General features: G+C 37.0%; 17 protein-coding genes and 1 pseudogene. 11 read left to right on the forward strand and 7 right to left on the reverse strand.

Going from position 1 to position 13,598, the window contains the following annotated elements:
* Positions 1–112 precede the first annotated feature (112 nt).
* From nrdR to PVA17_RS18725, 8 genes are all read left to right on the forward strand, one after another.
* Positions 113–583 carry a transcriptional regulator NrdR gene (gene nrdR / locus PVA17_RS18690; RefSeq protein WP_049667519.1) on the forward strand — a complete coding sequence of 157 codons (471 nt, stop codon included), beginning with the start codon at positions 113–115 and terminating at the stop codon, positions 581–583.
* A gap of 24 nt (positions 584–607) precedes the next feature.
* Complete coding sequence (locus tag PVA17_RS18695) at positions 608–1,978, forward strand: replication initiation and membrane attachment family protein (RefSeq protein WP_483308035.1); 1,371 nt, start codon at positions 608–610, stop codon at positions 1,976–1,978.
* Positions 1,979–1,980: 2 nt separating this feature from the next.
* Positions 1,981–2,919 (forward strand): primosomal protein DnaI, encoded by a 939-nt coding sequence (dnaI, locus tag PVA17_RS18700; protein WP_248719229.1) that lies wholly within the window; start codon positions 1,981–1,983, stop codon positions 2,917–2,919.
* 485 nt (positions 2,920–3,404) lie between these two features.
* Positions 3,405–5,336 carry a threonine--tRNA ligase gene (gene thrS, locus PVA17_RS18705; protein WP_248716860.1) on the forward strand — a complete coding sequence of 644 codons (1,932 nt, stop codon included), beginning with the start codon at positions 3,405–3,407 and terminating at the stop codon, positions 5,334–5,336.
* A gap of 687 nt (positions 5,337–6,023) precedes the next feature.
* Entirely contained in the window at positions 6,024–6,527 is a 504-nt protein-coding gene (gene infC / locus PVA17_RS18710; RefSeq protein ID WP_024363824.1) for a translation initiation factor IF-3, read from the forward strand.
* Positions 6,528–6,558: 31 nt separating this feature from the next.
* Positions 6,559–6,759 carry a 50S ribosomal protein L35 gene (gene rpmI / locus PVA17_RS18715; protein ID WP_004226312.1) on the forward strand — a complete coding sequence of 67 codons (201 nt, stop codon included), beginning with the start codon at positions 6,559–6,561 and terminating at the stop codon, positions 6,757–6,759.
* A 61-nt stretch (positions 6,760–6,820) separates the two neighbouring features.
* Positions 6,821–7,180 (forward strand): 50S ribosomal protein L20, encoded by a 360-nt coding sequence (gene rplT, locus PVA17_RS18720; RefSeq protein ID WP_004226314.1) that lies wholly within the window; start codon positions 6,821–6,823, stop codon positions 7,178–7,180.
* A gap of 139 nt (positions 7,181–7,319) precedes the next feature.
* Entirely contained in the window at positions 7,320–7,583 is a 264-nt protein-coding gene (locus tag PVA17_RS18725) for a DUF1294 domain-containing protein (protein ID WP_132357175.1), read from the forward strand.
* Between the two features lie 47 nt (positions 7,584–7,630).
* On the opposite strand, the gene PVA17_RS18730 is transcribed toward PVA17_RS18725, so the two are convergent.
* On the reverse strand, positions 7,631–8,026 hold the full coding sequence (locus tag PVA17_RS18730) for a sigma-w pathway protein ysdB (protein ID WP_132357174.1): 396 nt from the start codon (positions 8,024–8,026) through the stop codon (positions 7,631–7,633).
* A gap of 104 nt (positions 8,027–8,130) precedes the next feature.
* On the opposite strand from PVA17_RS18730, the gene PVA17_RS18735 reads away from it, so the two are divergent.
* The gene (locus PVA17_RS18735) at positions 8,131–8,616 is read left to right on the forward strand and encodes a dUTP diphosphatase (RefSeq protein WP_274068557.1); all 486 of its coding nucleotides are present in this window, start codon (positions 8,131–8,133) and stop codon (positions 8,614–8,616) included.
* Positions 8,617–8,712: 96 nt separating this feature from the next.
* The gene (locus PVA17_RS18740) at positions 8,713–9,801 is read left to right on the forward strand and encodes a M42 family metallopeptidase (protein WP_132357172.1); all 1,089 of its coding nucleotides are present in this window, start codon (positions 8,713–8,715) and stop codon (positions 9,799–9,801) included.
* A gap of 171 nt (positions 9,802–9,972) precedes the next feature.
* On the opposite strand, the gene PVA17_RS18745 is transcribed toward PVA17_RS18740, so the two are convergent.
* Complete coding sequence (locus PVA17_RS18745) at positions 9,973–10,344, reverse strand: lipoprotein (RefSeq protein WP_132357171.1); 372 nt, start codon at positions 10,342–10,344, stop codon at positions 9,973–9,975.
* Between the two features lie 82 nt (positions 10,345–10,426).
* Between PVA17_RS18745 and PVA17_RS18750 the strand changes: the two genes are divergently transcribed.
* On the forward strand, positions 10,427–10,621 hold the full coding sequence (locus PVA17_RS18750; protein WP_274068558.1) for a hypothetical protein: 195 nt from the start codon (positions 10,427–10,429) through the stop codon (positions 10,619–10,621).
* Between the two features lie 64 nt (positions 10,622–10,685).
* On the opposite strand, the gene PVA17_RS18755 is transcribed toward PVA17_RS18750, so the two are convergent.
* The 5 genes and pseudogenes from PVA17_RS18755 to PVA17_RS18770 all read right to left on the reverse strand — a co-directional run bounded on the left by PVA17_RS18755 (position 10,686) and on the right by PVA17_RS18770 (position 13,525).
* Positions 10,686–11,078, reverse strand: coding sequence for a 4'-phosphopantetheinyl transferase family protein (locus PVA17_RS18755; protein WP_274068559.1), 393 nt, complete (start codon positions 11,076–11,078; stop codon positions 10,686–10,688).
* 27 nt (positions 11,079–11,105) lie between these two features.
* Positions 11,106–11,390: pseudogene (locus PVA17_RS25575) on the reverse strand (4'-phosphopantetheinyl transferase family protein); the annotation flags it as partial.
* Between the two features lie 16 nt (positions 11,391–11,406).
* A complete protein-coding gene (locus tag PVA17_RS18760) occupies positions 11,407–11,685 on the reverse strand; it encodes a helix-turn-helix transcriptional regulator (protein WP_274068562.1) in 279 nt (92 codons plus the stop codon).
* Between the two features lie 375 nt (positions 11,686–12,060).
* Positions 12,061–13,053, reverse strand: coding sequence for a serine hydrolase domain-containing protein (locus tag PVA17_RS18765; protein WP_274068560.1), 993 nt, complete (start codon positions 13,051–13,053; stop codon positions 12,061–12,063).
* Positions 13,054–13,066: 13 nt separating this feature from the next.
* Positions 13,067–13,525: a MarR family winged helix-turn-helix transcriptional regulator gene (locus PVA17_RS18770; protein WP_274068561.1), complete on the reverse strand. Its 459-nt coding sequence runs from the start codon at positions 13,523–13,525 to the stop codon at positions 13,067–13,069.
* Positions 13,526–13,598 lie beyond the last annotated feature (73 nt).

A 13,598-nucleotide genomic window follows, 5' to 3' on the forward strand; every position in this document is an offset into this window, starting at 1 on the left:
TAGCCTGTCAAGGTTTATCATGAGCACACTAGCGTTAATGCACTTTTCTTACACATAGGAAATTTGTTATAATAGAAATATTAAATTGTTGTGAAATCAGGAGAGTAATTATATGAGATGTCCATCTTGCCAATTTAACGGAACGCGTGTTGTGGATTCGAGGCCAGTTGATGATAATAAAGAAATTCGTAGACGTCGTGAATGTGAGTCATGTGGCTTCCGCTTTACAACGTTTGAAAAAATTGAAGAGACACCTTTAGTCGTCGTGAAAAAAGAAGGTTCGCGAGAAGAATTTAGCCGTGAAAAGGTACTTCGTGGACTTATTCGTGCTTGCGAAAAACGTCCTGTTTCCCTTGAAGTACTTGAGGGACTAGTAATGTCTATTGAAAAAGATCTTCGCCGCATTGGGAATTCTGAAGTCCGATCTGAGGATGTAGGAGAAATGGTAATGGATCGCTTAGCGAAAATCGATGAGGTTGCTTATGTGCGCTTTGCATCGGTTTATCGTCAATTTAAGGATATTAATGTCTTTATTGAAGAAATTAAAGAAATTATCCAACGTCAGACAGAACAGAAATTATAAGGTAAACAGAGAGGGTGAATGACGTTGAACCATTTGTATAAGGAATTGCAGCCTGCTGATTCTTTTGACATTCGTCTACCTCATGCACTTTCTACGCAGGAACGTCAATTAATAACGCTTTTTTATCAGCCTTTAATTGGAGCGGAGCCAATCAGCCTTTATTTAACACTATGGGCAGAAGCTGAACAAATGTCTAAGCAGCAAATGACACATTATTATCTAATGAATGTACTAGGGCTTCCTATTGGTAAAGTATTTGAGGCGCGTATTGCGCTTGAAGCAATTGGTCTGTTACGCACATGGAAAAAAGAAGATGCTGGCCAGCGAAGCTTTTTATATGAGCTAATACGTCCACTTGATGCAGATAGCTTTATGAAAGACCCACTGCTCTCGATGTTTTTATTTAGTAAAATTGGGGAGCAAGCTTATCGGAAGTTACGTCAGCGTTTTATGCCATCTACAAGAGATGAAGAGTATAAAGATGTATCGCGTGCATTTATCGATGTTTTTAAGCCTGTAAGTACAAAAATTCCAGATGATTTACAAGCTGATACTAGTCATAAGGATAAACAGCAAAAGATATATCCGTTTTATTTTGATCAGTTTGATTTTGAACTACTGCAAGGGGGCTTATCGGAGCAACTAGTGCCGGCAAGCCTTCTAACATTTGAGGTACGTGAATCAATAGCAAAATTAGCCTTTTTATATCATTTAACGGCACTTGATATGCAAAAAGTAGTGATTCTTGCACTAGATGATGACTTAGGGATTTCATTGGAACGTTTGCGTAAGGCCGCTGCGGATTTTTATAAGCTAACGGTATCAAAAGAACCACCAAAGCTTGCTCGAGTGAGTAAGCAGCCGTCATCTATAGAAGAATCGAGCCAAAAAACAAAGGATCAGGAGCTTCAGCAATATTTAGAAACGACTCCTCCGGTACAAGTACTGCGAGATATTAACAACGGCAAAGAACCTTTACAGACCTCCGTGCAACTTGCTGAGAGTTTAATTGTCCAGCATGGAATGCCGGTAGGTGTTGTTAATGCACTTTTGGAATATGTCATGCTAACAACTGATATGAAGCTACCTAAAAAATATGTGGAAACGATTGCGGATCATTGGGTACGCAAAAATATTCAAACTGCAAAAGAAGCAATGGAATTAGCACGCCAAGAGCATGATAAGTACACTACGTGGAAAAATAAACCCCAGTCTTCGGCAAAAAAGGACTCTTACACAAAAAATCGCCGAGAGGAAAAAGTACCAGATTGGTTTTATAAGCGTAATGAAAAATCAGAGAAAGATACAACAAATACTGGCACTACTGATTTTGAAAAGGAAAGACAAAAGATACTAGAAAAATTAGGCAATATTCAAAATAAGGTAGGTGAATGACAATCGAACCGATTAATGGACCATTAAAAAGAGCAATTAAGGTACCATCATTTCAAGAACGATATGAAGCGATGCGTAAAGAAATATTAGAAAACCCCCGTGTGCAACAGTTTTTAGCTGAGCATAAGGATGAGTTAAGCTATGATGCGGTTGAACGTAATTTACCGAAGCTCCATGAATTTATTAGTCAATCTACAGTTTGCTGTGGCTGTGACAGTACAGAAAATTGTACAAATTACTTAAAAGGTTTTTTACCTACCTTACGTGTAGTAAGGAGTACTGTTGAAATTGATTATGTACGATGCGAGCAAAAGATACGTGAAGATGAGCGTCGAGATGTTGCTAATATGATTGCAAGTATGCATATGCCAAAGGATGTGCTACAAGCTACTATAAGTGATTTATTTATTGATGATCATACACGTGTTGACATTGCAAACCGTGCGACTGATTTTGTTCAAAATGTACTAGATACAGGGAATTTACCTGCTAAAGGCTTTTATTTATACGGTCAATTTGGAGTGGGGAAATCTTTTGTGCTAGGCGCATTAGCTAATGAACTTGCAAAGGCTAAAGTGAAGTCAGTTGTAGTTTTTGTGCCTGAATTTTTACGAGAAATGAAAAATGCAATTGGCGACAACACGTTGAATGAAAAAATAGATTATGTGAAAAAGGCACCCGTGCTAATGCTCGATGATTTAGGAGCCGAAACAATGACTGCGTGGACGCGAGATGAAATTTTGGGGACTATTTTCCATTACCGCATGGCAGAGCAATTGCCAACATTCATTACGTCTAATTTTAATTACGATGAATTGGAGCACCATTTAGCACAGTCACAAAAAGGTGACATAGAAGTTGTGAAGGCTGGACGTGTTATGGAACGAATTAAAGCTTTGACAGAGCCGATTAAAATGGGCGGGCAAAATAGACGTCTGTAAGATTTGCAGTTGCATTTTATAACAATCGAGCGTATACTGTCACATATAATAATTAACTTCTTTCAACAGGTGTCCTACCTACTGAAAAAGTTAAAGCCTCCGGATTATGCCGAGGCATAATGGATTAAATGCATTGATGAGGACATGAATTTTGTGTAAGGCTTTTAGAGAGGGAAGTCATTGGCTGTAAGCTTCCTAGTTCGAGCACACTATTTACTACCTGCTGAGCAGCGAAAGGGATAATCTTTCGCCGGTCCCTAGCCCGTTAGCTAGCCTTGAGCTTCGTCTGACTATAAAAAGTCGGAAGGAAGAAGGGTGGAACCACGAGCATACGCTTCGTCCCTTTCGTAGGGACGGAGCTTTTTTATTTTCGTTCAATGGAAAATAGTGGTGAACGAATGCCACAACTATTGAATGAGGATCAAATCCGGGGATTCTTTGACTTCAATCATGCATCACAACAAAACTGTAAGGAGTGTAAAAATATGTCAGATATGATTAAATTAACTTTCCCAGATGGCGCTGTAAAGGAATTTGCAAAAGGTACATCTACTGATGACGTAGCATTATCAATTAGCCCAGGACTTCGTAAAAAAGCATATGCGGGTAAAGTAAATGGTGCCTTAGTCGATTTAAAAACACCGATTGAAGAGGATGCTACAATCTCGATTATTACACAGGATGATGAGGAAGCACTAGAAATCTTACGTCATTCTACTGCGCACTTAACTGCACAAGCGATTAAACGTTTATTCCCTGATGTTAAACTTGGTATTGGTCCAGTGATTGAAGGTGGCTTCTACTATGATGTTGATGCACCAACTCCAATCACTGCTGAAGACCTACCTGCAATCGAAAAAGAAATGAAAAAAATTATCGCTGAAAACTTAGAAATCGAGCGCAAAAATGTTAGTCGTACAGAAGCGCAAGCAATCTATGAAAAAATTGGCGATGAATACAAATTAGAATTACTTGAAGCGATTCCAGCAGATGAGCAAGTTTCTATTTACCATCAAGGTGAATTCTTCGACCTTTGCCGAGGTATCCACGCACCATCAACAGGTAAGCTTCGTGAGTTCAAACTTCTTTCATTAGCAGGTGCTTACTGGAGAGGTAACTCAGATAACAAAATGCTACAACGTGTTTATGGAACAGCTTTCTTTAAAAAAGAAGATTTAAAACATCATCTTCAAATGCTTGAAGAAGCAAAAGAACGTGATCATCGTAAAATTGGTAAGGAATTAGAATTGTTCACTTTATCTCAAACAGTTGGTCAAGGTTTACCACTATGGTTACCAAATGGTGCAACAATCCGTCGCATTATTGAGCGTTATATTGTAGATAAAGAAGTTCGTCTTGGCTACAAACATGTTTATACACCAGTTTTAGGTTCGAAAAAATTATATGAAACATCAGGCCACTGGGGACATTACCAAGATGACATGTTCCCACCAATGGAAATGGACAACGAAACATTAGTATTGCGACCAATGAACTGTCCACACCATATGATGGTTTATAAATCATCAATGCATTCTTATCGTCAGCTTCCTATTCGTATTGCTGAGTTAGGAACACAACATCGATATGAAAGTTCAGGTGGATTATCTGGTTTACAACGCGTACGCGGTATGACTTTAAATGATGCTCATATTTTTGTACGTCCTGACCAAATTAAAGATGAATTTAAGCGTGTTGTGAATTTGATTCTTGATGTGTATAAAGATTTTAATTTAAATGATTACAAATTCCGTTTATCTTATCGTGACCCTGCAGACACTGAAAAATATTACGATGATGATCAAATGTGGGAAAAAGCACAAGGTATGTTAAAAGAAGCAATGGATGATCTTGGCTTAGATTATTACGAAGCTGAAGGCGAAGCAGCGTTCTATGGTCCAAAATTAGACGTACAAGTAAAAACAGCTATTGGTAAAGATGAAACATTATCGACTGTTCAGCTTGACTTTTTACAACCAGAGCGCTTTGACCTAACATACGTTGGTGAAGATGGTAAACCACATCGTCCAGTTGTTATTCACCGTGGTGTCGTATCAACAATGGAACGTTTCGTTGCCTTCTTAATCGAAGAGTATAAAGGGGCATTCCCAACATGGTTAGCACCAGTACAAGTTGAAGTTATTCCAGTTTCAAACGAAGCACACTTTGATTATGCAAAACAAATTGAAGAGCAATTAACTGCAGCGGGCTTACGTGTTGAAATGGATGATCGTGAAGAAAAATTAGGCTATAAAATCCGTGAAGCGCAAATGAAAAAAATCCCGTATATGCTTGTTATCGGAGATAAAGAAGTAGAGGCTGGTGGTGTAAACGTACGTCGCTACGGCTCAAAAGATTCAGAAACAATCAGCTTCCAAGATTTCTTAGCCAACATTAAAGCAGAAATTACAAAATAATTTTAATAATGTTGCCGGCGAATTCGATCCGATTGAAGAAGGATTAGAATTCGCCTGGCAAGTAAAAGATTGAGATGACATTTGTTAAAACGTATGCCATTTGTATAAGTGGATTGGAGTGAAGGCTTGGCGACTCCTTGGGGATTAGCAATAGAGGAACGAAGGCTAAAAAGCATCACTTCCTGTGATAATGCCTTCGTGATCAACATCGTGCTGCTGCCGCTACGTTGCACTCACGCTTTCGCGCAAAAGACATCTGTTGGCCCGAGACCCTGCAGCGACAGCTACAAAGCGCCCAGTCACCACCTTACGTTATGATGAAAATCATTGTAATAGTATAGATTGAAAACTTTTAGGCTACTTTATTAATAAATAAGTTAAAAAACATTTGACAGCTTATGAAAGTACATGCTAATATAGTTAAGGTTAATGAATACAAAGTTTGTGGTTGAAGTAGAGGCTGCCCGCTTCTCACCTGATACAACGCTTTTAAGCTGTGAACAGGTATGACACGTTGAATTGTTTTGCGCAGACTTGCGCATGCACATATAGCGGGCGGACATCTTCAAAGTGTCCGTCCTTTTTTTATGGACATGACAAGAGGATGTACCGTTCAACCGGGCAAGGCTTTGCCCAAACCATGTATTCGCGACAACTACTTGGAGGTGGATTACTATTAGCAAAGACATGTATGTAAACGAAGGCATTCGCGCACGTGAACTTCGATTAATCGATCACAATGGTGACCAGCTTGGTGTAAAGACACGTAATGAAGCGCTAGAAATCGCCACTCGTGTAAACTTGGATCTTGTCCTTGTGGCCCCTCAAGCCAAGCCGCCAGTCGCTCGTATCATGGACTATGGTAAATTTAAGTTTGAACAGCAAAAGAAAGACCGTGAAATTCGTAAAAATCAAAAGGTCATCGTAATGAAAGAGGTTCGTCTGAGCCCGACAATCGATGAGCATGATTTCCAAACGAAGCTACGTAATGCGATTAAATTCCTTGAAAAGGGCGATAAAGTAAAATGTAGCCTACGTTTCAAAGGTCGTGCGATTACACACAAAGACATTGGTCAACGTGTGTTAGATCGTTTTGCTGAAGCTTGTGCTGAAGTATCGACGGTTGAACAAAAACCGAAGATGGAAGGCCGAAGCATGTTCTTAGTTCTTCAACCAAAGAACGAGAAATAATATTAGACGAACAGTTTAGGAGGAATTCGACATGCCAAAAATGAAAACTCACCGTGGAGCTGCGAAACGTTTCAAAAAAACGGGTTCAGGTAAATTAAAATATGACCGTGCTTATGGAAGCCACTTATTCGCAAACAAATCTACAAAACAAAAACGTCACCTACGTAAAGCAAACATCGTTTCATCTGGTGACTTCAAACGCATCAAATCATTACTTGTTTACATGAAATAATTTGACTACACAAACAAAATACTAACATTCATTTTTAAATGAAAAGCAGGAGGTAATTCATATGCCACGCGTAAAAGGCGGAACAGTGACGCGCAAACGTCGTAAAAAGGTTTTAAAATTAGCTAAAGGTTACTATGGTTCAAAACATACATTATACAAAGTTGCAAACCAAGCAGTAATGAAGTCAGGTCAATATGCATACCGTGACCGTCGTCAGAAAAAACGTGATTTCCGTAAATTATGGATCACTCGTATCAACGCAGCTGCTCGCATGAATGGTCTTTCATACAGCCGTTTAATGCACGGTTTAAAAGTTGCTGGTATCGAAGTTAACCGTAAAATGTTAGCTGACCTAGCTGTAACTGATGCTGCTGCATTCACTCAATTAGCAGACGCTGCTAAAAAAGCTGTAGCTAAATAATTTTTCACGAAGTTAAAAAATTATTTCTGCACCGAAAGCGAAACGATAGGTGCAAAATTTTTCAAAAGGCTGATGGATTTATCCGTCAGTCTTTTTTGTGTTAGAGTAGTAGAAAATAGAAAATAAAAAGGAGTATTCAATGGGGCAAGCATTATTAGCGTATATGGCAATTGTTTCTATAGTCCTGCTCGTGATGATGGGCATGGATAAATCAAAAGCAAAAAAACATGAATGGCGTATTGCAGAACGCACATTATTTACATTAGCAATTGGTGGAGGCGCAATAGGGGGCGTATTGGGAATGTATTTATTCCGTCATAAAACACGCCATAACAGCTTTGCATTTGGCTTCCCGCTGCTAGCAGCTATTCAAATTTTTATCCTAGTACAATTATGGGGATAAATCTCGAAGATAAAACACGGGAATGTTTCGATAAATAAAAAACATCCTCATGATGAGGATGTGTTACGCATAAGCTTTTCAATGGGTTGCTTCCAATTTATTTTTGCGCTCGGATAGTTCAATAGGATTTCTTGCTGAAGGTATTCAAAGTCTCTTTTCGTAAAACCTTGCAGTTTAGCGGCGTCACGGGCACCAACAAAAATAGTCACAACCTCGAAGGCATCTTCAGTAGTGCCGAGGTATTTTTCACCTTCAAAAAGAGCACCCTTATAAGAGATAAAGAAATTTTTTCGGACATTTTTGACGTCATCATAAAAATAATATTGGCCTTTTTCATAGGCTTCATCAAGTTTTCGCTTAGGATCGGTTATATAACGAATCGCTTTATAAAATACATAGATAATAAGCGCAATAACTGCAAGACGAATAAGTAACGGCAACATTTTTTAATTTCCCCCTTGAAGAAAGGTTATTCCTTCCTATACGATTGTGAAGGACAATTAGTTTCACTTTTTATAAATATTTTTAAGAAATTTAGGAGAAAAAAATGAATTTACAACAATTGTTTAAAATGCAAAAAGAGCTCGATGATTTTATCGAGAAAACACAAAATATAGAACATGATGTATTTAAAGAAAAAGGTTTAGCCTTAATGGTAGAACTAGCCGAACTAGCAAATGAGACACGCTGCTTTAAGTTTTGGAGTACAAAGGGAGCCTCAGAACGTAATGTAATTTTAGAGGAATATGTGGATTCGATTCATTTTATATTATCACTTGGCTTATTAAAAGGTTATACAGCGATCGAAAAGTGGCCGGTGATTGAAGAGAAGAGAGATTTAACAGAGACATTTTTAATGACACAAGACTATATTTTAAGTTTTATTAGTCAACCAACAGAGGATAGATACTTAGCAATCTGGCAATGCTATGGATTGCTTGCATTTAATCTAGGCTTTTCATTTGAGGATGTTGTTGCGGCATATATTGAGAAAAACGAAGAAAATTATAATCGTCAGCGCTCAGGATATTAAAGTGTAAGAAATACACCAATTTTCTGACGATTAAGCTAGGAATATTTCGGTAAACGAAGTATAATAGAGGAGATACAAGAGTCAGGAGGCAAAAGGATGACACAGCTAGATTCAACATTACAGATGTTTAAAGATTTAACAGATGCGAATGGTATTGCAGGTAATGAACGTGCACCACGCGAGGTCATGAAAAAATACATTGGACCATATGCAGACTTAGTTGAAACAGATAATTTAGGTAGCGTCATTGCTAAAAAAGTTGGGGATGAAAATGGCCCAAAAATCATGGTCGCAGGTCACTTAGATGAAGTAGGCTTCATGGTTACTCAAATCGATGACAAAGGGTTCATCAAATTCCAAACAGTAGGTGGCTGGTGGAGCCAAGTTATGCTTGCACAGCGTGTGACAATTACAACACGTAAAGGCGATGAAATTATTGGGGTTATTGGTTCAAAGCCACCGCATATTTTACCAGCAGATGTGCGTAACAAAGTGGTAGACATTAAAGATATGTTTATCGATGTTGGTGCTGCTTCAAAAGATGAAGTACTTGAATGGGGCGTACGTCCTGGCGATATGGTAACACCATATTTCGAATTTAATGTGATGAAAAATGAAAAATACTTATTAGCAAAAGCGTGGGATAACCGCATTGGTTGTGCAATTGCCATCGATGTTATGAAAGCATTGCAAAATGAAAAGCATCCTAACATCCTTTATTCTGTAGGAAATGTTCAAGAGGAAGTAGGGCTTCGTGGTGCTAAAACTGCTACGCATAAAATCCAACCAGATATCGGCTTTGCTGTCGATGTAGGTGTAGCAGGAGACACACCAGGGGTAACTGCAAAAGAATCAACTAGTAAAATGGGCGCCGGTCCACAAATTATTGTGTACGATGCATCAATGGTGTCACACCGTGGCTTACGTGAATTCGTATTAGATGTGGCTGATGAGCACAATATTCCATATCAATTCGAAGCAATGGCTGGTGGCGGTACAGACGCTGGCTCTATCCACGTAACAGCAAATGGTATACCTGCGTTATCTATCGGTATTGCAACACGCTATATCCACTCACATGCAGGTATTTTACATCGTGATGATTATGATAACGCTGTAAAATTAATGGTGGAAGTGATTAAAAAATTAGACCGTGATGCAGTCAATAAAATTATTTTTGACTAATACTGCGCTAAGAACTAATAGCCTTCTAACAGAAATGTTAGGAGGCTTTTTGCGTTGGAAATCGGAGCAATTGAGAAAGTATAACAAAAGGGACTTGTATGTAGTTCAACGCACAAGTCCAAATAAATGTGTGATAGGTAATATTATTGTAGAAAAGAGGACCATGGCTACTTATATACCTGTTACATTATCAATAGGTGTAGGTTTTCCATTGATGTGAATATTAATCGTATCAAGATTTGCGTCGAACGTTAATTTATAAACATGTTGTTTTATTTCATTATCTTGTTGATTCGTAACATCTAACTTTATTATTAATGTATCATCTTTAGTTTCAAGGGCTGTTGTAACTGTTCCTTTTGTCCGAAAAACGATATAAGAAACATCCTTATCTACTTCGTTGATTAATTGAAGTTTATTTTTTTCATCAATTACCTTTTGCACTTTTTCTGGAACACTTTCAATTTCACTAATACTTAGCGTTGATGGGTTACATGCTGCTAAAATAAATGTTACAAAAGCTAAAAATAATAATTTTTTCAATGCCTTATCAGCCTTCCTTTGAATGATTGGGAATTCCTGTTATGGTAAATTGTAACATATAAAATCATGAATTGGCGAAGGAATGGTAAATGTACAGCAAAATAGATTAACCGTTATAAACAAGCGTTATGAGCACGTCTGGAAATGGCTCTATCCACGTTACTGTAATGTTCTATCCATCGGTATTACAACACGCTACATCCACTTACACGCAGGAATTTTACATCGTGATACTTATGATAAAGACAGTGGTTTAATGAATAAAATTATTTTTTGACTAAGATAAGTAAAACAACCCCCAAACGAATAAAGTTTGAGGGTTGTTTTATATGAAAAATAAATCATTCATCAAAGTGCTGAAAAAAAGATGCAATAGTATGTAAAGAAATTCGTTCGATAGCATTCGCTTCAATTTGCTCATTGGAACAGCAAGCGATGGAATACTGCTGTTCAATACTAGTAGTTAAAAAATGAAGAGAATCCAACTGGTTTGTAGCATTTAAATGAATGCCACCACCATGAATTTTAAAAAAGAAGGATTGAAGTGGCAAAGACAAGCCTACACCACAATATTTAATATAGGCTTCCTTCAATGTCCAAAGTTTATAAAAATAATTTAATTGATTTTTGTCAGACAAAGCTATTAAATCTTCATATTCCTCGGGAGCAAAAATATGTTGAGCGAGATGGAGATCCAGTATTTTTTGCTTTTCAATATCAACGCCGATTTCCATATTACTAATACCACAAAGAACATAATTTCCCGAATGTGAAATATTAAAAAATGCGTAAGGTAGATTTTTTACATATGGTTTACCATATGTATTATTGTCAAATTCGATAGCTGATGGGGCAATATTAAAATTTGTTGAAATTAAATATCTAGCTAATATGTCAGCTAATAAACCTCGCTTATAGTCATCTTTGAAATGGAATCGCTGAAGTTTGTTCTGTTTGTCTTTTGAAATGAACGCTGTGAGTTTTGAATGGTATTTATCGAAATGCGAATCTGTAATGGAAAGTAGAGCAAGTTTTATGATAATCAGTTACCCCCTTTTATGTTTAACCTCTAAATATTTGCTGCCTATATTCCTTTGGTGTTAACTCGGCATAGCGTTTAAATAGCTCTGAAAATCTACCTGCACTTTGATAACCTACTGTTCGAGCAATTTCGTTAATAGGGAGCCCTGTATGAGCTAGTAATTTCTCAGCTTGATGAACACGTTGTTTTTGAATATATTCGGTTATAGTACAATGATACACCTCTTTAAATAATTTTTTTAATTTTGTAGCACCCATACAAGAAACTTTTGTTAAATGATTTAACGTTAGTTGTAGCATGCTCAATTTGGTGAATACCTTCTTTAGAAATTTGTGAGCAATGACAAGTTTCATTAACAAGTACACGTTCCATTATAAGGGCTAATGCTTCATATACTTTCCCTTCATAAAAAAGTGCAGAGGTCAGATTAGCACCACGATAAGCTGCTATTTGTCGAAGTAGGATTATCATTTCTGGAAAAGTAGCTGTGGCTTTTAATGTTGTTAATGCTTGACGTGGATTCGCATAAGTCACTTTTTCCCATATGAAAAGAATTTGGAGCACAGTTGTATGCTAGGTTCATCTAAGATTTGGTTTAATAAAAAAATACTTTTAAAATGAGGGTATCTTAAAAAGTAGAGATACCCCGTTTTATATTCATAAAATATCTACTATTAAACCTGTAAAAGTTTTAAAATATCTTTCCCAATCTGCCCAGGGTTTGTCGCCAAAATAGGCGAGCGATAATTTGATAAAACAACGACGCCTGTTTGTTGTGTTTTATCAAACCCAAGATAACTAGAGAAAGCTTTCGTCGAACCGTTATGCCAAATGATATTGTCTTCAAGAAGCCATCCTAGCCCTATACCCATATGTTCCGAAAAGGTCTCAGTTGCTTGATGTGTTAATGTATACCCTAAATTTTCATCACTTAAATGTACTCTCATAAACTTTAAAAGATCATTGACAGTTGAACGGATTGCTCCTGCTGCCATAAAGTCATTCATTTGGAGCGGTGACTTTTTATGTCCAAGAACCGTGTAGCCTTGCAATACTGCCTCTGCTTGATCAGAAGGGATAGAAATAAATGTATTTGGCATATTTAAAGGATCTGTTAATCTTTGTTTAATAGCTGTTTCATAATCAGTGTGAAGTGTAGTGGCTAAAATATATCCTAAAAGCCCCATTCCTACATTAGAATATCTAAATTTAACTTTAGGCTCGTCTGTGTGTGTTTTAAAATAATGAATAGTCTCTTCCAGTGAATATTGGCAAAAAGGATCACGAGGTGTTTGTGCGTCAAAAAGATTGTAAATGTTCTTCAGCACACCTATTCCTGGTAGTCCAGAAGTATGATTTGCTAAACGTTTGAGTGTGACAGGGTGATTATCGGGAATTTCAGAAAAGTATTTGCCAATAGAGTCTTCTACATGGATTTTTCCTTCTTGCATCATTTCCCCTAAAATGGATGTAGTAAAAACTTTAGAAATCGACCCAACTTCATATATATAAGGCTTTTCTTTCAGCATAAAATTCGAGCCACCGAAAGTAAACGTAGCTTCTTGGTCTTGAGAAATGATACCGATAGATAAAGCAACATTTGGACGGGTTTTTATATAGGGATAAGCAATTTTAAATATGTCTTTTTTTAAATCGTGTAAATCCACAATAATTCCTCCATTAAGAACGCTTATTTTTTTCCTGCTCCTCTGAAATAATAAAACGTAATTTCAAAAGTATGTCTTTTAATTGTAGCAAGTCCTCTTTATTGAGCTTTGTATAATATTTATCTATAATAGCAAGCTCAATTTCCTCCTGTTTTTGAAAATAAAGATGTCCCCGTTCATCTAGTTCTATAATAACCTCTCTACGATCCTTTTTACTCATTGTTCTTTTTATATAATCTTCTTGCTCCAGCCTATTTACTAGTTGGCTAACGGCACTTGGGGATGTACCCATTAACTTGGCTAATTCATAAGTTTGAAGGGGACCTTTCGTCTGAAGAAGATTTAAAAATACTGCTTGTTTTGTCGTTAATGTTTCATCGAACAATGAGGAAAATTCTTCAGTTAACATTAAATTGGTTTCATATTCAACTTGATTGATTTCTTTAACAAGATGCACCAAATCCTTATCCATGTATTTTACCACCTAAATAATTAATATATATAAATTATAAATATGTATTAACAATAATGCAATGTTCTTACTA

The organism is Lysinibacillus sp. CNPSo 3705 (genome assembly GCF_028674935.1).
Classification (GTDB): domain Bacteria; phylum Bacillota; class Bacilli; order Bacillales_A; family Planococcaceae; genus Lysinibacillus.

Coding starts and splice junctions, on each gene's coding strand:
- rpmI (WP_004226312.1), top strand. CDS start 6,559: ATGCCAAAAATGAAAACTCACCGTGGAGCTGCGAAACGTTTCAAAAAA.
- thrS (WP_248716860.1), top strand. CDS start 3,405: ATGTCAGATATGATTAAATTAACTTTCCCAGATGGCGCTGTAAAGGAA.
- PVA17_RS18725 (WP_132357175.1), top strand. CDS start 7,320: ATGGGGCAAGCATTATTAGCGTATATGGCAATTGTTTCTATAGTCCTG.
- PVA17_RS18740 (WP_132357172.1), top strand. CDS start 8,713: ATGACACAGCTAGATTCAACATTACAGATGTTTAAAGATTTAACAGAT.
- PVA17_RS18770 (WP_274068561.1), bottom strand. CDS start 13,525: ATGGATAAGGATTTGGTGCATCTTGTTAAAGAAATCAATCAAGTTGAA.
- infC (WP_024363824.1), top strand. CDS start 6,024: ATGTATGTAAACGAAGGCATTCGCGCACGTGAACTTCGATTAATCGAT.
- PVA17_RS18735 (WP_274068557.1), top strand. CDS start 8,131: ATGAATTTACAACAATTGTTTAAAATGCAAAAAGAGCTCGATGATTTT.
- PVA17_RS18750 (WP_274068558.1), top strand. CDS start 10,427: ATGGTAAATGTACAGCAAAATAGATTAACCGTTATAAACAAGCGTTAT.
- nrdR (WP_049667519.1), top strand. CDS start 113: ATGAGATGTCCATCTTGCCAATTTAACGGAACGCGTGTTGTGGATTCG.
- PVA17_RS18730 (WP_132357174.1), bottom strand. CDS start 8,026: ATGTTGCCGTTACTTATTCGTCTTGCAGTTATTGCGCTTATTATCTAT.
- PVA17_RS18760 (WP_274068562.1), bottom strand. CDS start 11,685: ATGCTACAACTAACGTTAAATCATTTAACAAAAGTTTCTTGTATGGGT.
- PVA17_RS18755 (WP_274068559.1), bottom strand. CDS start 11,078: ATGGAAATCGGCGTTGATATTGAAAAGCAAAAAATACTGGATCTCCAT.
- rplT (WP_004226314.1), top strand. CDS start 6,821: ATGCCACGCGTAAAAGGCGGAACAGTGACGCGCAAACGTCGTAAAAAG.